Consider the following 22,025-nt stretch of genomic DNA (forward strand, 5'->3'; position numbering starts at 1 on the left):
GCTGTCCCGGGTCAATCGACCATGGGAAGCCCCTTTTAGCTTTAATTGTGCTGTGTGGTGGAAACATCATTTCTAATGTGTGCTTATATAATCACTTATGATTCTAAGATAGCGTGGTTCAGCAGCTCGCGCAGTTCACGAATGCGATCGATATCAATCGGTTGGATTGCGTCCCCATGTTGTCTCACACCTGAGCCAAAATGAACATAGCGGACTCCAGTCTCCTGGATAAAGCCAGCAATATTGCTCAGGCTAAGGCCTGCACCTGCCATGATATGAATTCCTTTAGGACCGGCTTCCTTAAGCAGCGCCTGCATCATCTCTACCGCTTCCGGCGCACGGTCCGCACCTCCAGATGTCAGGATATCCGTGATCGCTTCATATTGCTTGACCGTCTTGAACGCTTCAAGCAGATCATCGCTCTCATCAATCGCACGATGGAAGGTCATCTTCATGTTTCCTGCTGCTTTCAATACCTGCTCAAGAGCGGACTCGTCGACCTTTCCGTCTGGAGTAAGCGCTCCAAATACGATGGCCTCTGCTCCAGCAGCTGCGATCAGCTCCACATCTCGCACGATTGTCAGCATGTCATCTTGATCATACACAAAGGAACGTGCATGCGGACGAACCATGACGCGAACTGGAATGTTCGCTGTGCGAACGGCCTGCTCTACCAAAGCAAGGCTTGGTGTTAGGCCTCCCTCTGCGATGGCGGTAATCAGCTCAATGCGGTCTGCACCGCCTTGCTCCGCTGCTCGAACATCGCTCAGAGTGGTTCCGATAACTTCCAAATGAACACGATCTTGCTGTTTTGATACTTGCTGCATGATTTCAACCTCTTTCCAGGCGGAAGACGGGACGGCGTGCCCCGACAACCATGCCTTGATCATTGTGGATATGGATCGGAAACGCTTCTTCCAGCCGCGCAATCGTGGACTTGTTGCGATAATCCATCTGCTTCAAGATCTCGGTCACGACATAGGCACATTCCTCATCATTGCCATCATCAATCTTGACTGCAAAGCCAAGCGCTTCCTCTCGAAGCGAGAAGGCGAATATGCCTTTAAAGCCGCCTTTTGCCGTGATGTTGTCATCTTCCATTAACACGGAATCAAGACGCCCAGTGCCACCAACAAGCAGCGGATAATGGACCATCGCCTCGCGAATACGCATTACCGCTTGTCTAGTCTCTTCATGTTGAAGCTTCTCTGGACATGCTATATGTAAATAAGCTCTAGCAATAGAAGGCAGCGGCAGTGCTAGCACTGGAAATCCGCAGCCATCCACTCCAGCCGCAAGCTTCTCAACCTCAGACAGAGACATCTCCGCTATGCTGCTTACGATTGTCTGCTGAGCGGGATGATCCGGATCGGTATAGCGCTGCTTGTCATAGCCAGCCAGCTGACACCAAGCAAGCACGCCAAGATGCTTGCCGGAACAATTGTGGAACCGTTGTTCCTTGTATCCTCCATGACGAATCCACTCTTCCTTAGTAGGATCGTGCAGCGGATAGGACGCTTGGCAGATCAATTCTTGTTGATCAAGACCTGTGGACTGCATGATGTGATCCAGCGTCTCCATGTGGAAGGATTCTCCTCGGTGCGAGGCCATCATGATGGCAAGATCCCGCTCTGTTAAACCATAATGCTCAAGCACTCCACTCTTTACGACCGGTATGGCTTGCAAGGGCTTGCCTGCAGATCGCAAAAATCGCGGCCGCTCCATATCACCCAAAGCATATACGATCTTGCCCTCTCCATCAACTCCACAAATAGAGCCGAGATGCTCACACTCCAGCCATCCATTGCGTGTCTCTTCTATTAATCGTTCACTCATGATTATTTGCTCCTTCTGCCCAAACCTTCTTGTACCTTAATAAGCTTCACTTCTTCCACCTCAATTATGACGCTGTTTTGTCCGTTTTAGAATCGTCAATCGGTAAATTAAAGAAAATAATTGTTTCGAAGCGAGGCAACTGGTGTAATTCCATTGTAAATGATCTTCAGAAAACCTAAAGAGGAGAGATGTGACATGAATACGAATCAGGAAACAGCTGTACAAGAAACGGCATGTGAACGAAACAGCTCTGCTTTTATTAAAGGCGCTATTATCGGAGGTCTCGTTGGAGCGGCAGCAGCGCTCTTGCTTGCGCCAAAATCTGGCCGTGAGCTTCGCACGGATCTCGCCTGCGGTGCACAGAATGTAACCGAAAAAACAAAGGAAGTCGCCTTGGATCTGAGCTCTAAGGCCGCAACAGCAGTAAAGAACGCCGGTGAAAAAGCTGAAACCGTTGTGTCTGGCGTGAAGGAAGCCTCTGCAACGATTGCAACTTCCGTAAAAGACGCAACTACCGATGCAGCTCAGCAAGTAAGGGAAGCTACTCTGAGCGCCGTTCAATCCGTTAAAGATGCTTCCGCAGACATCAAAGAGAGCGTGGCAGAGGAATTGAAGAAGGAAGATTAAGAGGCATAAGGGATGAACCTGCATCTTATTGTTCTAGCTCCTGCTGAAGCTGTACGTGATGTACTCCGCGATTATGGCTTTACGGGAATTCGCAGCAGTGATGAAGAAGTGTTCGTTTTGGGCATTCCAAGCCAGCATGACCAACAAGATCGCCCAGCACTTATGCTTTCGGTGCCTGCAGAGCTGCTTCCTGACGGTCAATTCCGAATTGACGCGGCGAAAGTATCCTTTGCAGGACAAGAAAAAGTTACCCTTAGCGTCAAGCGCAAGGCTTGGCAGCTGCTAAGACAGCTTTTTTCTTTAATTGATCATCAGGTGTATAGGGCATCTTCGCATGCTTCCTATATGAACTAGCCCAGGTCATGTCACGTCACTGTGATGGCCTGGGTATTTTGTTTATTTATCTTGGTGTTGACAAACAATAAAATAAATGGACATTCATGATTCTGAACGAAGTGATAAATCGCTTACATTGATATACTTAATGACGAGAAGTAATGAAACATATCAGGGGGACTGAACATGATTATTGGGGTACCAAAGGAAATCAAAAATAATGAAAATCGCGTTGCGATTACACCAGCCGGAGTCGATGCCTTCGTCAAAGCCGGACATCGTGTTCTTATCGAGACACAAGCAGGAGCAGGAAGCGGATTTACAAATGAGGATTACACATCCGTTGGAGCTAGCATCATTGATCAAGCATCATCGGTATGGTCTCAAGCTGATATGATTCTAAAGGTGAAAGAGCCGCTCCCATCGGAGTACCCTTATTTTAAAGAAGGATTAATCTTGTTCACGTATCTGCATCTTGCCAATGAGCCTGCCCTAACAAAGGCTCTAGTAGACAAAGGCGTCATTGCCATTGCTTATGAAACCGTACAAGTTGGACGCACACTTCCGCTCCTTACGCCAATGAGTGAGGTAGCAGGCCGCATGGCTGCACAAATCGGTGCTCAATTCCTTGAAAAGCCTCATGGCGGAAAAGGAATTCTGCTTGGCGGCGTTCCTGGTGTACACAGAGGCAAAGTCACGATTGTAGGCGGCGGCGTAGTTGGAACAAACGCAGCCAAGATTGCACTTGGCCTTGGTGCAGACGTCACTATCGTGGATTTAAGCCCTGATCGTCTTCGCGAATTGGATGACCTCTTCCATGGCCAAATCCAAACCTTAATCTCCAATCCATTCAACCTCAAGGATGCTGTGAAGCAATCGGATCTTGTTATCGGAGCTGTACTCATCCCAGGTGCCAAAGCACCAAAGCTCATTACAGAGGACATGATTCAATCGATGCAGCCAGGCTCTGTCGTTGTCGATGTAGCCATCGACCAAGGCGGTATCATCGAGACGGTTGACCACATTACCACTCATGACCAGCCTACTTATGTAAAGCACGGCGTCGTCCACTATGCTGTAGCCAACATGCCTGGTGCTGTACCTCGCACCTCCACGCTTGCGCTTACAAACGTAACCATACCTTATGCTCTTCAGCTAGCGAACAAAGGATTCTTAAGTGCTCTTCGCAATAATACCGCCCTTCTATCTGGACTTAATGTTGCCTGCCATCAAGTTACGTATGAAGCAGTTGCACGTGATCTTGGCTATACGTATGTACCAGCATTGGAAGCCCTGAACCGCAAGTATTGCCACTCCTAATTCCTTTTTGTTAGCGAATGAGCGATTTATAGCGGACCATATAAATAAGCGTGAGCTCTCTATTAGATGCTCACGCTTATTTCTTTATGATGATCATACCTATAAGTTCCATCAGCTTGTTCCTTGCGCAGACATGATCTGCTTCAGCTTGTCCGTCGCCCTGCGCTGAATACGAGATACACTCATTTGAGATACACCAAGCTTCTCTGCTGCTGCTCGCTGAGACAAGCCCTGCTCGAACACAAGCACAAGCACACGCCGCTCTTCCTCCTTCAGCTGCTTCATCGCTTCCAGCAGATCCATCTTCCGCTCAACAGCATCGTAGTCATCAACGTCAGAGCTGATCAGCTCGCCCAGCGTTGCCGCGCTTTCCTCTTGAGACAGCGGGGTATCAAGCGATACATAGTGATAGCATTCTCTGCCTGCAAGAACCTCAACGGTCTCTTCCACAGAGAGATCGAGCTGCTTCGCGATCTCCTCAACAGATGGACTTCGCTCAAGCATAACCGTCAATTGATCAATGGTTTGCTGAACAAGAGCCCCCTTTTCCTTGATTCGACGCGGCACTTGAATGTACCATGACTTATCTCGCAGGAAATTCTTCATATGTCCAATCATGCTCTTCATCGCGTAGGCTTCAAAGGGTACCCCTAATGAAGAGTCAAACTGCTGCAATAGACGAATCAGCGCCATATTCCCAACCTGCATCAAATCTTCATAGAGGTCAGGTCGATTGCGTGAGATTTTGCCTGCAGCCATCTTAACCATCGGTTCAAACTTTTGAATAAGAATGGTGGCGATATCGTTATCTTTGGTTTCTTGATATTGGCGAATAAGATCTAATGCATCATTTGGTTGTTGTCTAGGAAGCAGACTCATTGGAGCTCCTCGCTAAGAGTGATGGACTTACGCATCCGTACTTCTGTGCCACGCCCCTCCACACTATTAACCTCGAGGTCATCCATCAGAGCTTGCATCAGATAGAAGCCAAGTCCACCTGTCTCGACATCCTCTAATGGAGTATCATGCCATGCACCCGGGTCCTGCGTCTTCTCTTCCGCATCGAAGCTGTCGCCTTCGTCGCGAATGATCAGCTCTAGATCTTGATCACCAACGTTAAACACGATATCTACCATTCCGCCATCACGCTTGTATGCATACAGTACCGCATTGTTGCACGCTTCAGATACAGCTACTTTCATATCTTCGATGTCCTCGAAGGAGAAGCCCATCTGATTTGCAATACCATATAACGTCAAACGAACCAAATCAACATATTCAGCTTGTGCCGGTATAGACAATCTAACCTGCTGCTGTAACTTTACATCAGCCATGATTCAATTCCTTTCAAATTATCATATTCTTAATTAGTCGTTAAAAAACTTCGAAATGCCGATCATATCAAACAACTTCTGAACTTGAGCCGGAATCTGAACGATTTGGAACGGAGCGTTCATTTCCTTGCGCGCTTTCAGAATCGAAATGAGAATCCCAATCCCTGTGCTGTCAATGTAAGAGAGCTTGGACAAATCAAGAGTCAAAGAAATATCCCCATCACTGGTCAATGGCTCCATGTAGCTTCTGAATTCACTCGCTGCTGCCAGATCCAGTTCTCCTTGCAAATAAACGGTTAGCTCTGTGCCTTCTACTGCTGTCGTAACATTGAATTTTTTACCATTCATAACATTCCCTCTCCCCGTGAGAAAACCATTTTTGGATCTTGCTTCCTTATTACATTTGTCACACTTTTCTTAAACTATAACCGTTTCTATCACGATTGAAACATAACCGCTTCCAAAAACATAACCATCAATTATATCCTATTCCGCAAGATGGAGCTTAACCGTGAATTGCAATAATGCCCCGGACTCCAAGGAGGAAGCCGAAATATCCCCCTCCATCAGCTGAATAATCGACTTGCTGATCGCAAGCCCCAGCCCGCTGCCGCCATATTTTCGATTCATAGACGAATCCAATTGGGAAAACGGCTTGAACATCCCATTTAGCTTCTCAGCCGGGATGCCAATGCCCGTATCCTCAATGTCGAATTGCATGGTGCATTTGGCATTTAGTGTATCCTTATCCGTCATCCGCACTCGCACAGTAACATTACCTTCATTCGTAAACTTTACGGCGTTGCCGATCAGATTGATCAAGACCTGCCGCAGGCGTATCATGTCGCCTCTTAAGCAAGCAGGCACTCCGTCATCAATAACACTGATCAAGGAGAGCGGCTTCTTGTTAACCTCAGGCGTAAAGAGCTCAAATACGCCCTGGATCAAGGAACGAATCTCGAACGGATAATCTTCCAGCTCCAGCTTCCCGGATTCCATTTTCGTAAAGTCGAGCACGTTGTTGATGGTCTTTATAAGGGCATTGGCGCTGTTATAAATCATGTCCGTGTAGCTGCGCTGCTCCGCCGTAAGCTCCGTATCCTGCAGCAGATCTATCATGCCAAGCACACCATTCATCGGCGTTCTAATCTCATGGCTCATAATCGCTAGGAATTGGGTTCTCGCCAAAGCCGCTCGTTCCGCCTCTTCCTTTGCGATCTCAAGCTCACGATTAATGCGCTCAAGCTCCTCGGTCTTCTGACGAAGCAGCATCTTCTGTGCTTTCAGTCTCTTTTGAGCAAGAAACATGCCGACGAAGCTGTGGATTTTTGATCTTAGAATATGCGGAACAAAGGGCTTCACCATATAATCGATGCCGCCAGCAGAGTACCCCGCAAATAGATGCTCTGTTTCTTTATAGTTTGCTGAAATGAAAATGATCGGGATGTTCATCGTTTTCTCCCGAGCTTTAATCCATTTGGCTGTTTCAATTCCGTCCATGCCTGGCATTTGCACATCAAGAAGTATGACGGCGAACTCTTCTTTCATTAGATGGCGCAACGCTTCTTCCCCTGAAGTCGCTTTAACAAGCCTATAATTCTCCTCGGATAATACGGCTTCCAAGGCAAGCAAATTCTCTGGGCGATCATCCACCAGCAATATGTTGATCGGTTCCACCGCGTAAGACTCCTTTCCAAGCATTATCGAATTTTACGATATATTCGTTCATTATAATCCACTTCTTCATATCTTGAGCGAAAGGCCGTGTAATGAATCGACTCCTTAGAGCCAAGCACCAATACACCATCAGGAGCCAAGCTGTCGTAGATCAGCTGATGCACACGATCCCGCAAAGTATCGTTGAAGTAGATCATCACATTACGGCAAAAAATCAACTGGAACTCGTTAAATGATTTATCCGTCGCAAGATGATGATCAGAGAAAATCATATTTTTTCGCAAACGTGGATCAAAGACAACCATGCCATCATTCGTAACCTTATAATACTCAGAAAAAGAGTGCTTGCCCCCTGCCTCAAGATAGTTCATCGTATACTGCTTCATCTTCTCTAAAGAGCAAATTCCTTCTCGCGCCTGTTGAAGCGAGGCAATATTCATATCTGTCGCATAAAGTCTGGTCTTCTCAAAGAGCCCCTCTTCTTCCAGCAGAATGGCCATCGAATACACTTCTTCTCCCGTTGAGCAGCCGGCATGCCAGACCCGAATCATCGGCATGTCTTTCAGCTCCGGAAGCACTTTCTCGCGAAGCTTCTTGAACATCAATGGATCTCGAAACATCTCCGTCACGGGAATCGACAAGGTCTCCACTAGCCTTTCTGAAGCTTTGCGATCGTACAAGAGTCGTCCCTGCAGCTCCGAAATGCTGGTCAACTGCTCTTTATACACTTGATGCCATATTCTACGTCGCAGAGAAGGGAAAGCATAATCGCGAAAATCGTAGCCGTATACCCGATACAGGCCCTCCAGCAACAGCTCAATTTCAACCTGCTCCCGATATCCCTCGTCAGGGTACCGATTCGCACTTTGATTGAAGAGCAACTTATCTTCAAACATGTCGATCCCCTTCTCCATTCTTTAAATCTTATTCTTGCTATTCTATTATTGGTGAAGCCATACTCTCATCAAAGATAACAGCTGGTCGGTCTGAAATGGCTTGCTGACGTAGTCGGATGCACCCGCTTCAATGCATTTGTTGCGGTCTTCCTTCATCGCCTTGGCCGTCAAGGCGATAATCGGAAGCTTCTCAAACTTAGGCACTTGGCGAATTCTCCCCATCGCCTCATAGCCATCCATCTCTGGCATCATCATATCCATCAGTACAAGATCGATCGCTGAATCCTGATTCAGCAGCTCGATGGCCTCCAAGCCGTTTTCCGCATATTCTATGACCATATCGTATTGTTCAAAGACACTGGATAATGCAAATACATTCCTTACATCATCGTCCACGAGCAAGATGCGCTTGCCAGACAAGTTCTGATCCCGCACAAACTTAACACGCTCCTGTAAGCCAAATTGTTCAGGAGGCAGCGTATCTGTGCATTTGAGCATGCTCATAATTTCAGCAAGGAGCACTTCGAGCCCCGAATCGTCACTAGATATCAAGCGATGCGCATATTGCCGCAGCTCTGCAACAATCGCATGCTGCCCCATCGCGGTATAGACAATAATCGGGATATCGCTCATCTCCGGGATGTCCTTCACTCTAGATACAAGATCAAGCCCTGTCATATCACTAAGGCCAATATCCATTACAATGCCGTCAACATGCTCCCTGCTAAGCGTCTCAATCGCCTCTTGTCCTGAGGACACAGCCGTTATGCCAATGCTGGTATCCTTCAAGCGTTCCATGATGGTATCGGCATCGGTTTCTTCGATGCCTATAATAAGCAAACGCTTCTGGCAGAAAATCCACTTCACCTTATCTTTGATATCACTAGACCGTGCAGATTCACTTGTCTCGCTTCCGTTTATCGCTCTCATGCTTGATGCCGCTGCTTCCTTCTCGGATTGCGTCGTTTCTTTAACTACAGCAGCAACGAAGGCGGCAGGATCATCCTTTTGAACAGGATCGGTATGGTCTCCATTTTGCTGCTGCCCTTCCCCTAAGCGGCTTAATAATTCATCGATAGGAGAAGAATCACGAGCCTTCGTCATCTGCTGCAGCTTCAAAATCTCTACTTCCTCTGTATACATCGGAATCAGCAGGGTAAAGGTGCTACCTTCGTCCGACACACTCTTCACCTGCAGATTGCCTCCTAGCAAACCAGCAAGCTCACGGCTAATGGATAGACCAAGGCCTGCCCCTCCATACTTGCGGCTCGTCTTGCCGTCAAGCTGCTGGAAGGCCTCAAAGATCAGCTTCTGCTTATCCTCTGGAATTCCAATCCCTGTATCGCTTACGCGTATTGCCAAGAATGGAGTATGCGCAAGCTCTGACGTCTCCTCGTCTACATCGATATATAGGCTTACTGCCCCTTCATCGGTAAACTTGAACGCATTAGACAGCAGATTGCGGACAATCTGCTTCAAGCGATAGCTATCCGTTATGATCGTCTCTGGAAGATGCTCTCCCAGCTTCACGTTAAAGGTCAAGTTTTTTTGCGCTGCGATCTGATCAAAGCTATCTTTCATGAACATGGCGAGCTCTTCAATATCAACTGCCTCGTAATTGATGTTCAGCTTGCCTGCATCAATCTTGGATAAATCCAGAATCTCATCGATCATCTGCAAGAGATCTGTGCCCGACATATGAATGGTGCGAGCATACTCCACCTGCTTCTCCACAAGATTCCCTTCCGGGTTCTCAGCGAGCAGCTGGGACAAGACGAGGAGGCTGTTGAGCGGAGTTCGAAGCTCATGGGACATATTAGCTAAGAACTCGGATTTATACTTGGATGTCAAAGCAAGCTGCAGCGTCTGTCTCTCAAGCGCCGTTCTTGCAATCTCAAGCTCTTCGTTCTTCTCCTGCGTCGCTTTCATCGTATCTTCAAGCGCCTTCGTCTTGGTAACGAGCTGTTTATTATAATGCTCCAATTCTTCCTGCTGCCGCTGAAGCAGCTCCTCAGAGCGTTTTAAGGCATCGGTTTGTGATTCTAAATGTTCGTTGGAGCGTCTCAGTTCTTCCTGCTGGGACATCAGCTCTTCGGATTGACATTGAAGCTCCTCGGTAAGGGCTTGAGAATCCCGAAGGAGTCCTTCAATTCGCAAGCGGCCTATAACCGTATTGATTACAATGCCTAGACTCACCCCAAGCTGTTCAAGCAGCTTATGCTCAAGCTCTGAAAATGAACGATTAGAAGCAAGCTCCATTACCCCAATTACACGATTTTCAAACTTTAGTGGATAGAGGACGATCTGTGCCGCATTGATCTCACTTAATCCAGAACGAAGCTTGATCGTGCATTGATCCCCATCAGACAGTATGATGGGATGCTCATCTGCTGCGCATTGACCGACAAGTCCTACCCCTACCTCAAATGAGGCTACAGCCTCAAGCGCATGCTGTGCAGCATATGTGCCGTAGAGTTCAAATGTATCGGGAGCATGAAGCTCATCACGAATGTAAAGGGCTGCATACTGGGCATTCATGACCGGCGTGAACGCATTGACAAAGGTTTGTCCAACCTGGTGCAGGTTCGTAGCGCCATTTAATTGTTCGCCAATCTTAGCCACTCTGCTATCCAGCCAAGCCTGATCATCCTGCTGCTTGCGAAGCACTTCCTCAGTCTGCTTGCGCTCCTCCAAGTCCTCTACCATCTGTTTGAAGACTTCGATGACGTCGCCAATCTCATCACGCGTATGCACCTTCATCTTGCGAATAACACGAAGCTTGCCCGCAGCAAGGCTTCGTATCATCATGGACATCGTATTCAAATTCCTTGTCACGCTTGGAATAACCCAGAGCGTTACCGCAATGCTGAGCACGAAGCCAAGAAGCATAATGCTGGCTGTCCAGTTGATCGCATTCTCATAAGAAGCTTGTGATTGCTGAAGCTGATCATCCATCAGGATCTCGTAGTAATGAATTAACGAGCGCAGATCATCCAACAGCTTGCGCTGGAAGGTCACTCCAACGTCATTGCGAAGCTGATTCGCCTTCTCAATTTCGTTCGCTTCACCGAGGCTTGCTGCTTTTTCCACAAATTGAATGTAGTTCGTCCAAGACTGTTCGAGTTGCGCAATGCCTTCCTTCTCCTGTACTTTCACTGTCATATTCTGAAGGAGCTGGATACCCTGTACGATTCTGCGCTTATAACGCTGAATCTCCATAACGGCCTGTGCACGATCCGTCTCAACATTAAGCAGCTCATTCACTAGCTCAGCCGATATATTATGAGCATCGTTCATAATAGTGGATGCTGCTTTGACCTTCACGAAGCGATCACTATAGAACTCACGAATATCCTCTTGCATCTCGGTCATTCGTGTATAAGACATGACTCCCAATGAAACTATGATGATCATAAAGGACGCGAAACCGAGAACCAATTTCGTCCTTAATTTCATGCTGTTATTCCCCCTGTTCCATTTACGTGAACCCATACCATGCATTTATCATCTTCTCTGCCAAATGGCGTATTGAATAATTCCTTCCAAGGTTCCGCATCAGATGCTGGGTACTGTTGCACAAGGGAGGCTAATTGCGCAGCCGACGTTTCAGGATCCTCTCCTACCGCTTCGGTCAGGCCATCCGTATAGAGAATCATTCGATATTCGCTAGTGCACTCAATGACCTTCGTCTCAATATCGAGCGTGGAGAACATGCCGACAGGGTGTCCTGTCGTCCCTAGATTCTCAATGCGGCCGTCCTCCATCACGACTACTCCCGGAGGATGTCCCGCATTCGCATACTGGATCGTATTCGACTCCACATCAATGATGGCATAGATCGCGGTCATGTAGTAAAGCATAAGATTCCCATTCATATGGACCTGCTGGAATTTGGCGTTTAGCTGCTGAAGAACTTCATGCGGGGCTCTTCCACTCATCACATTATTGCGAAGCTCAGATGCGATAAACATGCTTAGAAGCGCAGAGGATACACCATGACCCATCATATCCAGAATCATAACGCCGTACTTTCCTTCTTCTATTGGAAACCAGGCATACAAATCACCGGCCAGCTCTTCAGATGGCTTATAGATCGCATGGATATGAATCTTCTCGTCCGCGTAAGGCTCCGTCAGAACCGAGGCCTGTACGCGCGCAGCCAGTCGAAGCTCCTCACGGATATGCCGATCCCGCTCCTTGTGCCAATCCTTCTCCTGCTTCAACCGAAGCGCGAGCCGAATTCGCGCAAGAAGCTCGATGCGATTCACAGGCTTGGTGACATAGTCAACCGCGCCCGCATCAAGGGCCTCTGCCAGCGTTTTCGAATCCCCAATAGCCGTTACCATAATAATCGGAATATCCCGTAATTCAGGAATTCGCTGTATATGTCTGCAAGCTTCCAATCCATCAATCTCCGGCATCATCATATCGAGAAGGATCAGATCGATATCAGGCTCGATTCGCTTCTCCGGATGGTCGCCGTCACGTGTCAATCCAAGCTGTTCATACATTTCTCGAGCGGATGATACCGTATGAATGCCTGTATACCCTGCTTTGCGCAATATTTCTCGAATCAACATAATATTCGTTGGATTATCATCAACTACCAGAACGTTCACCATACGATTCTCCTCTCGTTAGTGGTTATCTCTACTATACCGAAATCCAAGGATACGAGCATCTTTTTTGTGAAAATGTTATCAAATGCTAGATTAGGATAATCGAACAAAAAATAGCCCGTCTATCTAAGATAGCCGGGCTACAGCTTTTTGACTATGACTTTCGGAACAGCTGCCATGCTTGCACGCCTAGATCAACCCATGCCTTCCACTGCTCAGGATTAGACGTCTTCTTAGCGGGAGCCTTGTTCATCTCGTGAGCCACAGCAGCCTCCGCCATTCCTGCTTCCCATGGGGCAGGTTCTTCCACCTTAGCTGGCAGATTGTCCTCTACTGGTACAGGAAAGTTCACAACAGAAGCCGTCTGAGCCTTCGGAGATTCAGTTGGCTTTGTCTTAGGCGCTTCCTCAAATCTCGAGGCCGCTTTCCTCACGCCTTTAGCCACACCAACCGATACCGATCTCAGCACAGCGGTAATTTCCTCAAGCGCCTCTCCAACGTTTTCAACCGAATCGACAACAGGCTCAAGCTTCTTGACCTGTACATGAATATTGGAGGTCATCTCATTCGCGGTGGATACAACCTCTTTCACATCGCTAGATACGGCATCAATCGTTCGCTGAATGTCAGCGAGCGTCTGTGTCGCCTGATCCAATGAGCTTCTAGCGGACACTAATGTCTTAATTAAATATACGACAAGAACAACAAAAGCGAGTGCAGCAATGAGGGCACTAATTTCAATAAGCATAATAGGGCTCCTTTCGTTATGTACAGGCTTGTTGCGATATATGATCACATCATCATAAACAAAGCAGGTAGTTATCAACTCTATACCCTGTCCACTATGCGTTCAAACAAAATGGATCAAAACAAATTTTCCTGATTAATCCATAAAATCAATGGTTAATAACTTGACACATTCAAAAATGAGCTCATGTTCAAATTGAATTGGAGGGATTCACATGTTAAGATGGGCCGCAATATTTCTGATTATTGCTTTAGTTGCCGGGATCTTCGGATTCTTTGGAATTGTAGAAGCAGCTGCTTCTATCGCGAAGGTACTCTTCTTTGTATTTCTGATCTTGTTCATTATATCGTTGATTACAGGCAGAAGAGGGTCTTCGAATTAGCTGAAGCCATGAGCTTCTATTGCTTACCCTTGGATCAACAGCACTTATGCAAGCATGACGACCGCCCCAATCATTGCTGGGGCGGTCGTCATCTCTGTTACACCTATGAAGTGCTAGTCTCGTCACCGATCATCAGCTGCTCAATATTCTCCATAATTTGTCCGCTAACCGCGACATAGACCTTAAAGTCCTCTTCCGTTACATTTGTGAAAAAGCGGGCAAATAGCTCCTGGCGATGCACCTGCGTCTCATCCACCAGCTTCTTTCCTCTATCGGTAATCTCTAAATATACCGTTCTTCGGTCAGAATCATCGCGACGGCGAACGACCATTTCCATCTCGATCAGCTTATCTGTAATGCCTGTTACCGCACCTGCCGTCAGTCGAAGGGTCTTGGCAACATCCGTTACCTTTAAAGAACCTTGCTTGCTAAGCTGCTCCAGCACACTAAACTGTGTAGGATTCACATTGTGATCCATCTCTTCCATCCACAATTTGTTGATGCGTCGAACAATCGAACGAAACTTAATTTGCAATTGATAAAGCTCATCTTTATTTGGCAATTCATCCACTCCATTTCTACTTACCCTACCCAACGCATACCGAATTATTGACGCGAGAAAATCTTATTCGAGGCCATTCAAGATGAGCGACCGTGTTAAGAGGCAGGTTATATCACTAAATAGAATGTTTGGTTCCGTCTATGACGAAACTTATTCATTCTATAATGATAAACCTAGACGCACCATCCAGTAATGTTCGCCGAAATCAATCGATTTCACTTTTACCCAGTCTGTCATATAATCCGTTGGCTTTACCTCTATCGTCTTCAGGTTGAACCAATGAAGGGGAAGCTCAATATCTTTTACATACAATTTGATTGGAATCAGCTTAATCAGTCCAGTAGAAGCATCATACTCCTGCTTCATATCTAGATTCACTTCCACTTCCAATCCAAGCCAAGGCTTGGCCACTACTCTCAAATGAAGGAATTCGTTCTCCGCAGCGATCCATAACCCTTGGAGATTCCAACGTTTAATCTCTGGCCTTTTAAAGCCTTCTGTCAGCATCCATTCTGATGCATACCCATTAATCTCGTCCTCTGTAATCTTAATTTCAAATGAGCGCTGGTCAATCATTTGTTCAATACGCTCTCGGATCGAGACATGTACGGGAGCAGCCCAGCCAATCGGCTCCGAAGGCTTCACATACATGGATAGGCCTAGAACACCTAGAATAAGTAGAATCACCAAAGAGAGCAGGAATCGCCTGACCCATTTCCAGGGATGACTTTTCATCGATTGCTAATCTCCTTTGCTGCACGTTCTGCAATAGAAGTCCATCTTTCTGACTTCTAGATTCTATTGTATAACTGATACAGGAGGTAGAACAAGGAAAAGACATCCTCTACGTGATGGGTATTATATACATCTGAATTGGATTACGACTGTATCAAGCTCTCTGCGATCTCTTCATACATCGGTCGCTGTCCCAATCGAGTGCGATAAAGCACAATGCGATCCACCTTCCAAGTGCGATCCGCTGCTGAATGATCATCCCATTGAGGAAGCTTGTCCATAGAGAATGTTTCTGTTCCCCGATATTGGCGAGATATCGTCAAATGCGGTCGATAAGGACGATGCTCCGGCTCAAAACCAATCCTTTTGGTTTTGTCCGCCAAGCTGCCATAAAGCTGCTGAAGAGAACTCAGGTCCCCCTCTATCCCACACCATAGAACACGTGGCGATGCGGGCTGACCGAAGGTCCCCCAGTCCTTTAACTGAAGAGAAAAGGCTCGCATCGATGCTGCCACTTGATTCATTGCCTCGTGAATGTGAACGACTTTGTCAGGCTCCACATCTCCGAGGAATTGGAGCGTAATATGATAGTCACGATAGTCTGACTGCTTCTTGAACTCTTTTAATGCAGAATCGTGATTATCCATCTGTTTCTTAAGCCATTCCTTTCGTTCCAGAGGAAGTGGAACGGCTATGAATACTCTCCATTGTTCCTGCACGCATACTCGCTCCTTTGATAAACCAGTCCTTTATTTCCCGGAAAATAGCCTAGCTGCCGCAGCACTGCTTATACTTTTTGCCGCTTCCGCATATGCAGCGTTCATTTCTCCCTGGATAACTCCGCTTGATCCGCTGCATAACATCTTTAGCGAGCGTTCTCATCCGGTCCTCTCCATATTTATATAGCATTTGATAACTTTGGCAAAAATAATCCGTTTCCTGCAAGGTTCCTTGAGATCCAGGCTTCTCTGTCATTCGATTGCGAGGGCAACCGCCATGACAATAATGCCAATACGAGCAGGAATGGCATTGATCTAAACCAATCTTCTGCTGATCCTCAAACAGCTCCCATTTCGAAGCTTCCATTAGTTCTGCCAAAGATTCCTCTGCAGCACTGCCCAGCTTGTACTGATCATGGATATAGAAGTCGCAAGGATAGGCATCTCCATTTTGCTCTAAAATAAGCATTTTGGGGCAGCTTGTCCGATACGTGCACAGTTCAGTTTCATCTCCGATAAGCGTCTGAAGCCAATTATCAAAAATACGAATCGAACACTGTGGTTGTCCGTCTTCCAGCCATAGATCAAAAACATCGCATAGGAATTGTCCGTACTCCTCTGGCGTTATGCGATAGGTTCCGGACGCCTCTACATCCTGAGATCGGAAGTTCATGCAAGGAATAAACTGAGCATATTCAATGCGTTGCTCCTTCAACCATTGCATTAGCGCTTTAGCTTCTCTTACATTGTCCTCATGAATGACCATCAAAATATTAAAGGACACATTTGCCTGACGAAGAGCATCAATACCGCGCATTACCTGTTTATAAGAGCCTGCGCCCGAGCCAGTCTTTCTACGCTTATCATGAATAGATTCGGGACCATCGACACTAACTCCTACTAGGAAAGAATATGTCCTAAAGAACTGGGCCCATTCTTCATCAATCAGCGTCCCATTCGTTTGCACACTATTGCTGATGGTCGTACGAGGGGGTGCATAATGAGCCTGCAGGGCTACCACCTTTTCAAAAAAGGCTTTGCCTGCGAGCAACGGCTCTCCCCCCTGCCAAGCAAAGGACACTGCGCCTCGGGATGCCTGCATCATTTGCTGAACCACTGACTCGAGCAGCTTATCCTCTATTCGTCGGATCGTCTTACCAGGCTTTCCAGCACAAGTGCTGTAATAGCAATAGTCACAAGCAAGATTGCAATCCTCCGATACTGTTTTCCACATGATACTGCTTGGCGCCTCACTAGTCCGCATAGTCGCACATGAATTCATGTCCTTCACTCCCGTTATTTGTATCATCCATTTTTTCTTATGGGCTTAGACTCGACAATGCTGATGCGATTTGCTTTCGTTTAAAGACCTTGAGTCCTGTTTCCTATTACGATTAGAATCCGTTTCTAGCATAAAACGATGGAAATCATTGTGCTAGGAGCATTCTCACAATCCCTTATTCTACCACCCGAGTACTAACCCTCTCTATTGAAATGAAAAAGGTCCGCCCTCTTTCAAGGCGAACCTGATTCACAAGCCTATCATATTCATATTTCTTAAAGCACTAAAGTTAGTCTTCCAGATGCTTCCACTTATTCTTGAGCTCTGGACGATGATACTGCTCCATCTTCTCAAGCAGCTGCTCAGCAGTTGGAGCTTCCAGAATGAGCTGACGATGAGCTTCCTGAGCGAACTCCGCTTCAATACTGTGGTCTACCATGCGAAGAAGCGGCGTGTAGTAGTCCAACACATTAAGGAGCGCCACTGGCTTGCTATGTATTCCGATCTGCGTCCAGCTGACAGCCTCAAACCACTCTTCAAAGGTTCCGAACCCACCAGGCAATGCAATAAAGCCATCTGAGCGATGAGCCATCAGTGCCTTGCGTTCATGCATATCCTTCACTTCGATGAATTCTGTAAGTCCAGTATGGACAACCTCTCCTCGAAAGAGGCCCTTCGGCATGATACCCGTTACTTTTCCACCGTGAGCCAAAGCGCTGTTTGCTACTTCCCCCATAAGTCCAACCTTGGAGCCGCCATATACAAGCTCAATTCCTCGCTCGGCCAGTAGCTTGCCCAGCTTGCGCGCCTCGTCCGCATACTCCGGACGATTACCCAAGTTAGACCCTGCGTAAACACAAATTGTCTTCATTCTCTACACTCCTAAAAGTTAGTCGACATACATATATCAGGAAGTCAGAACAACGTCAAGCGGAATCGTGATCTGCGCATGTTCCCTTAAGCTCTTAGTTCGACTAATAAGGAGTGCGATAGAACGGCTCTTTCTAGATAAAGCCTAATCGTGCAGAATCATGCATGGTTATAACTTATTCTTATGCTTCATGCTATGTTGTCTTAATCTTATGTAAAGCGTATATCTTATCGACGTAATCCTGTATGTGAATCTGAATATTTGTACTTTTCAAGCAGGTTGGACATATTATAGTTCGACTCGAACCAAGTGCTGACCATCAGCGTATCGTGCTTCAGCGTAAAGTCGAATACAATCTCTCCGTGCGTCCAGTTCTTCTTGCGCTTTAGCGCTTCCATAGCAAGCAAGCGGAATGAAGCAATATGGTTCTTCTGCATCCCCTGTCGTATGGGAACCAGCACCTCATTCTTGCTCTCAAGCGCATCATGCTTAACGCCAAACTTACCTATCATATCGTTGCGTATACACACTACCAAAGTCCCACCTGTTATGCCGATCAACTCTGATTCCAATTCCTCAAATACCAAACTCAACTGTCTAGCCAAACTTAATTCCATGTTCCTATTCATCATATTCCTCCTCTCAAATCACCCATTGTTATTGTTAATATATGGATTGCAAGTACAATTATATAGTCATATTTTACTTTTTACAACATATTATTACACCGTTTTTACTATTTTACATAGTTGAAATAAAATGATAATTAAGTCATAAGAACTAGAACATTTCTTTTCGCACAAGACCAAGTCTAGTTGCTTCCACAATTGCCTCAGAACGCGAACGAACACCTAGCTTTTCGAAGATTCGAGTCAAATTATATTCAACGGTACGCTGGCTCATATGAAGCTTAGCGGCAATATCCTTATTGCTGCGTCCTTCGGCCACCTCTTGCAGAATTTCCTGCTCTCGCTCATTGATAGAAGCTTCCTCAAATGTCTTGTCGCCGCGCTTAATCTTGATCTCGCTCCGCCGCAGCTGCTTAAGAAGCGAGAGAGGGATAATGGCTTCATCTCGCATGCAGCAATAGATCGCATTCAACAACTGTTCTCTAGATACCGTCTTCGACACAAAGCCGGATACCCCGGATTCAACCAATAAGTTAAAGTGAGAGCTGATCTCATAACCGGTGTAAATCAATACTTTTCGATCAGGCTTCTCCTGAATTAATCGTTTGGTCAACTCCAGCCCGCTTATTGTGGGCATGTTCAGATCGCATAGAATGATGTCGTAGTGGTCATTCTTAACCTCTTCCAGCGCTTCTACACCGGAAAGTACAACATGGACGCTAATCTGTGGATCCTGCTCCAGCATCGTCTTGGTTCCCTCGCCGACCGATGGATGATCGTCAACTAATAAGATACGAATCAAAATGAGTCCCCCTCTCTTCAACTTCCTTCGATAAATGGACAGGCATCATAATCTCTACCTCAAAGCCCTGTCCCGGCTTCGAAATAAACTCAATCGTTCCTTCAAAGCTAATAACGCGCTCCCGAATGCCTGACAGTCCCATATGGCTGAATGAAGATTGCAAATGCTCGATCTCCATGCCTAACCCATTATCTCTATAATGGAAATAAAGCGAATTGTCGATTTGAGTTAATTCGATTGTTACATCCGTTGCCCGAGCATGTTTCTCTGTATTTCGAAGAAGCTCCTGTACGATCCGATACATAGCCGTTATTTGCTCTTCATTTAATGTCATCTCTATTGGAGCAGTATGAAGATGAATGGAAAAATTCATTTGCAATCTTGCATGGTCGATCAGATTCTCTATAGCTTCGACAACGCCAAGCTCCTTTAGCAACGGGGGCCTCAGCTCATTGCATGTTTCACGAATTTGGTGAATTACATCCAAAAGTCCTTCTTTAATCTCCTCTAGCTCTTGAGCAAGGTTCTTGTCCATTTGACGATCCAGCAGCACGGATTCTAACTTACGAAACCACAGCAATTGATCCTGAAGAGCAGAGTCGTGAAGATCTGCTGCTAGTCGCCTGCGCTCATTCTCGGACAAGCAGAATATTAGACGCAAAAGCCACGGCGATGTTGATTGATGCTTCTTCATCTCGATTTCCAGGTCATCGATTAAACTATCAATTAAGTATAAATTCTCAAATACGATGCTTGTATAATTCGAAATGGTCTTGAGCCAGCGCATTTCATCCACATTAAATTGGGTATGATTGTTTTTGTTACTAATCCAGAGAATGTGTAGTTCTTCCTTACGCTTGCCCACAATCAATGCAACACCGTAAGGCAGTGTCATGACTTCTGCAACCTGCATCGTATCAACGCGCTCCAATAACATATCTGAAACTTCCTGATCCAGTTTGGTATCAATATTCATTTGTACAATTTGGTTTGCAGTATCAATAATAACAAATTGATACTGACATATCGGAAGCATGATAGAAATCTCTTGATGCAATACATTTTCCAGATCTGTACGCTTCATGACCTTCGCCATCTGCCTCGAATAACGGTCAATACTGTCCTGGTAACTGTACATCTGCTTAAACAACTTTGGTCTGAATCGGTGATCGATTTGTTCTTTTAAATATAAAAATAAAATCAAACTAGTATAGACTACAATAAAGATCTGGAACCATTTTACACTAGCATAATCATGGCTTACATACAGCACGACATAGAGAAGCAATAGAATCGATATCGCTGGGATAACCGATAATAACGTATAATACTTGAAACGTGTAAAAATAAATTCAATATCAAACAATCTATTTGATGTAAATAAGTACATATAACTAAAAGGCAAAACAAGTAAAAATAAAGTCGTTACGTTAGGAGAAAGTAATTGAACATGAAATAATATTCCCGGCAACAAGTTCATTGTCACGAATGGCGTAAATGCAACGATCTGTGCTGCTAGAATAATCATAAACAGAGGACGAAGAGATGAATTCCGATAACGTAAATAAACGTTAACAAGGCGAAAAACACAAAGACTGTACCCACAAGTTAATGTAAAATAGTTCATAACTTGTATTAAACGATAGTAACCACTTGGGAAAACGTCAGTAAAAGTGTAAGTACTATGAAAGAAAACAATACACATGTTAATCGCAACCCAGGTAAATAAAAGTCTTGAATTCTTAAAATGCACCTGAAATCTTCTTAAATAGACCTGCATAAAATATAAAAAAATAAAGGGTATCGCAGGAAGTATTATAAATATAAGTACTCTTCCAATTGGGTCACACCGATATGAAGCTGGGGAACTAAAGTAACTTACTCCAATCGCTAAGAAGAACCAGCTTAGTATGTGAGCCGCTTTATCATGTCTACATTTCACATATAAGAATAGAGATACAGACGAAAAAATAATCAGAAACAATGTTGGGACTATTAAATGAAAGATTGTTTCTTCACTTGCTAAATTTTCTTTCCAATGATTGGGTATTTCAATAAAATCAGTCGTACCATCTTGTTTTTTTAATAGAATGGTATCTGCATATTCGACCATCCCGTATTTTATTACCGTTCTATGCTCACTAGCCTTTTTTCCGTTTATCTCAAGAACAATATCCCCTTGTTGCGCCCCATAATTCTTCAAACTTCCTTCATATTCAATCGTTGTTATAACGATATTCCCATCATCGTCTGTTTTCACAGCGGCACCAATCGGGGTTATATTAATCGTCACATAGGCTAAATAAATTATTAAAATTGAAATAATGACAAAGAAGGAGGCATTTTTAATCCTCCTTAGCAGGTGATTATTCATTGAGTGCCTCCTTAAAATGCACTTGCCTAAATTAGCAGTGCTAAAAATAATAAGTACTTAGATGATTGAATGGGTTATGTTTTGATTAAACAACTCACATCCAGCCAATAAAAGAATAACTATCTCGACCTTGCCTTGAATTTAATAAAACATCACGAAGTGCTTCTTGTTGAATAGTTGGAACACCTTCAAGTTGCAAGCGACCATGCATGAATTGATCCATCAAGTTGCGATCTCTGAGTAAAGATTGAATCATTTCTTTCATATTGTGCCCCT

The 22,025-nt window shown here is 45.4% G+C and carries 23 protein-coding genes; 4 read left to right on the forward strand and 19 right to left on the reverse strand.

Annotated features, from left to right (window positions below):
* Positions 1–95: 95 nt before the first annotated feature.
* Together I2H74_RS16355 and I2H74_RS16360 are read right to left on the reverse strand one after the other, a co-directional pair.
* Entirely contained in the window at positions 96–827 is a 732-nt protein-coding gene (locus I2H74_RS16355; RefSeq protein ID WP_195575311.1) for a copper homeostasis protein CutC, read from the reverse strand.
* Between the two features lie 4 nt (positions 828–831).
* The gene (locus tag I2H74_RS16360) at positions 832–1,836 is read right to left on the reverse strand and encodes an asparaginase (protein WP_195575312.1); all 1,005 of its coding nucleotides are present in this window, start codon (positions 1,834–1,836) and stop codon (positions 832–834) included.
* Between the two features lie 195 nt (positions 1,837–2,031).
* On the opposite strand from I2H74_RS16360, the gene I2H74_RS16365 reads away from it, so the two are divergent.
* From I2H74_RS16365 to ald, 3 genes are all read left to right on the forward strand, one after another.
* On the forward strand, positions 2,032–2,463 hold the full coding sequence (locus tag I2H74_RS16365) for a YtxH domain-containing protein (RefSeq protein WP_195575313.1): 432 nt from the start codon (positions 2,032–2,034) through the stop codon (positions 2,461–2,463).
* 12 nt (positions 2,464–2,475) lie between these two features.
* A complete protein-coding gene (locus I2H74_RS16370) occupies positions 2,476–2,817 on the forward strand; it encodes a hypothetical protein (RefSeq protein ID WP_195575314.1) in 342 nt (113 codons plus the stop codon).
* A gap of 168 nt (positions 2,818–2,985) precedes the next feature.
* A complete protein-coding gene (gene ald, locus I2H74_RS16375; RefSeq protein WP_195575315.1) occupies positions 2,986–4,119 on the forward strand; it encodes an alanine dehydrogenase in 1,134 nt (377 codons plus the stop codon).
* Between the two features lie 111 nt (positions 4,120–4,230).
* On the opposite strand, the gene I2H74_RS16380 is transcribed toward ald, so the two are convergent.
* The 8 genes from I2H74_RS16380 to I2H74_RS16415 all read right to left on the reverse strand — a co-directional run bounded on the left by I2H74_RS16380 (position 4,231) and on the right by I2H74_RS16415 (position 13,393).
* The gene (locus I2H74_RS16380; RefSeq protein ID WP_195575316.1) at positions 4,231–4,998 is read right to left on the reverse strand and encodes a sigma-70 family RNA polymerase sigma factor; all 768 of its coding nucleotides are present in this window, start codon (positions 4,996–4,998) and stop codon (positions 4,231–4,233) included.
* Positions 4,995–5,453: an anti-sigma B factor RsbW gene (rsbW, locus tag I2H74_RS16385; protein WP_195575317.1), complete on the reverse strand. Its 459-nt coding sequence runs from the start codon at positions 5,451–5,453 to the stop codon at positions 4,995–4,997. The genes I2H74_RS16380 and rsbW overlap by 4 nt, the downstream gene beginning before the upstream one ends.
* A gap of 33 nt (positions 5,454–5,486) precedes the next feature.
* Positions 5,487–5,801 (reverse strand): STAS domain-containing protein, encoded by a 315-nt coding sequence (locus I2H74_RS16390; RefSeq protein ID WP_195575318.1) that lies wholly within the window; start codon positions 5,799–5,801, stop codon positions 5,487–5,489.
* Positions 5,802–5,939: 138 nt separating this feature from the next.
* Positions 5,940–7,154: an ATP-binding protein gene (locus I2H74_RS16395; protein WP_195575319.1), complete on the reverse strand. Its 1,215-nt coding sequence runs from the start codon at positions 7,152–7,154 to the stop codon at positions 5,940–5,942.
* Positions 7,154–8,026, reverse strand: a complete 873-nt coding sequence (locus I2H74_RS16400) for a CheR family methyltransferase (RefSeq protein ID WP_195575320.1) — start codon at positions 8,024–8,026, stop codon at positions 7,154–7,156. Before I2H74_RS16400 ends, I2H74_RS16395 begins: the two co-directional genes overlap by 1 nt.
* A 45-nt stretch (positions 8,027–8,071) precedes the next feature.
* Positions 8,072–11,482 (reverse strand): response regulator, encoded by a 3,411-nt coding sequence (locus tag I2H74_RS16405; protein WP_195575321.1) that lies wholly within the window; start codon positions 11,480–11,482, stop codon positions 8,072–8,074.
* Positions 11,479–12,645, reverse strand: coding sequence for a fused response regulator/phosphatase (locus tag I2H74_RS16410; protein WP_195575491.1), 1,167 nt, complete (start codon positions 12,643–12,645; stop codon positions 11,479–11,481). The genes I2H74_RS16405 and I2H74_RS16410 overlap by 4 nt, the downstream gene beginning before the upstream one ends.
* Before the next feature lie 154 nt (positions 12,646–12,799).
* Positions 12,800–13,393: a DUF948 domain-containing protein gene (locus tag I2H74_RS16415; protein ID WP_195575322.1), complete on the reverse strand. Its 594-nt coding sequence runs from the start codon at positions 13,391–13,393 to the stop codon at positions 12,800–12,802.
* 214 nt (positions 13,394–13,607) lie between these two features.
* Here I2H74_RS16415 and I2H74_RS16420 point away from each other — a divergent pair, with 214 nt between their 5' ends.
* Positions 13,608–13,775: a DUF1328 domain-containing protein gene (locus I2H74_RS16420; RefSeq protein WP_195575323.1), complete on the forward strand. Its 168-nt coding sequence runs from the start codon at positions 13,608–13,610 to the stop codon at positions 13,773–13,775.
* Positions 13,776–13,878: 103 nt separating this feature from the next.
* On the opposite strand, the gene I2H74_RS16425 is transcribed toward I2H74_RS16420, so the two are convergent.
* The 9 genes from I2H74_RS16425 to comX all read right to left on the reverse strand — a co-directional run bounded on the left by I2H74_RS16425 (position 13,879) and on the right by comX (position 22,014).
* The gene (locus I2H74_RS16425) at positions 13,879–14,337 is read right to left on the reverse strand and encodes a MarR family winged helix-turn-helix transcriptional regulator (protein ID WP_195575324.1); all 459 of its coding nucleotides are present in this window, start codon (positions 14,335–14,337) and stop codon (positions 13,879–13,881) included.
* Positions 14,338–14,496: 159 nt separating this feature from the next.
* Positions 14,497–15,072: a hypothetical protein gene (locus I2H74_RS16430; protein WP_195575325.1), complete on the reverse strand. Its 576-nt coding sequence runs from the start codon at positions 15,070–15,072 to the stop codon at positions 14,497–14,499.
* A gap of 143 nt (positions 15,073–15,215) precedes the next feature.
* Complete coding sequence (gene thpR, locus I2H74_RS16435; protein WP_195575326.1) at positions 15,216–15,791, reverse strand: RNA 2',3'-cyclic phosphodiesterase; 576 nt, start codon at positions 15,789–15,791, stop codon at positions 15,216–15,218.
* 49 nt (positions 15,792–15,840) lie between these two features.
* Positions 15,841–17,073 carry an anaerobic sulfatase maturase gene (locus I2H74_RS16440; RefSeq protein WP_229106756.1) on the reverse strand — a complete coding sequence of 411 codons (1,233 nt, stop codon included), beginning with the start codon at positions 17,071–17,073 and terminating at the stop codon, positions 15,841–15,843.
* 289 nt (positions 17,074–17,362) lie between these two features.
* Positions 17,363–17,944, reverse strand: a complete 582-nt coding sequence (locus I2H74_RS16445; protein ID WP_195575327.1) for a TIGR00730 family Rossman fold protein — start codon at positions 17,942–17,944, stop codon at positions 17,363–17,365.
* A gap of 227 nt (positions 17,945–18,171) precedes the next feature.
* Entirely contained in the window at positions 18,172–18,561 is a 390-nt protein-coding gene (locus I2H74_RS16450; RefSeq protein WP_229106757.1) for an O-methyltransferase, read from the reverse strand.
* A 163-nt stretch (positions 18,562–18,724) separates the two neighbouring features.
* The gene (locus I2H74_RS16455) at positions 18,725–19,375 is read right to left on the reverse strand and encodes a response regulator (RefSeq protein WP_195575328.1); all 651 of its coding nucleotides are present in this window, start codon (positions 19,373–19,375) and stop codon (positions 18,725–18,727) included.
* Entirely contained in the window at positions 19,353–21,749 is a 2,397-nt protein-coding gene (locus tag I2H74_RS16460) for a sensor histidine kinase (protein ID WP_195575329.1), read from the reverse strand. Before I2H74_RS16460 ends, I2H74_RS16455 begins: the two co-directional genes overlap by 23 nt.
* Before the next feature lie 94 nt (positions 21,750–21,843).
* The gene (gene comX / locus I2H74_RS16465; RefSeq protein WP_195575330.1) at positions 21,844–22,014 is read right to left on the reverse strand and encodes a competence pheromone ComX; all 171 of its coding nucleotides are present in this window, start codon (positions 22,012–22,014) and stop codon (positions 21,844–21,846) included.
* Positions 22,015–22,025: the final 11 nt, after the last annotated feature.

Origin of the sequence: Paenibacillus sp. 1001270B_150601_E10, from assembly GCF_015558675.1 — a bacterium.
Lineage (GTDB): Bacteria > Bacillota > Bacilli > Paenibacillales > Paenibacillaceae > Paenibacillus_B.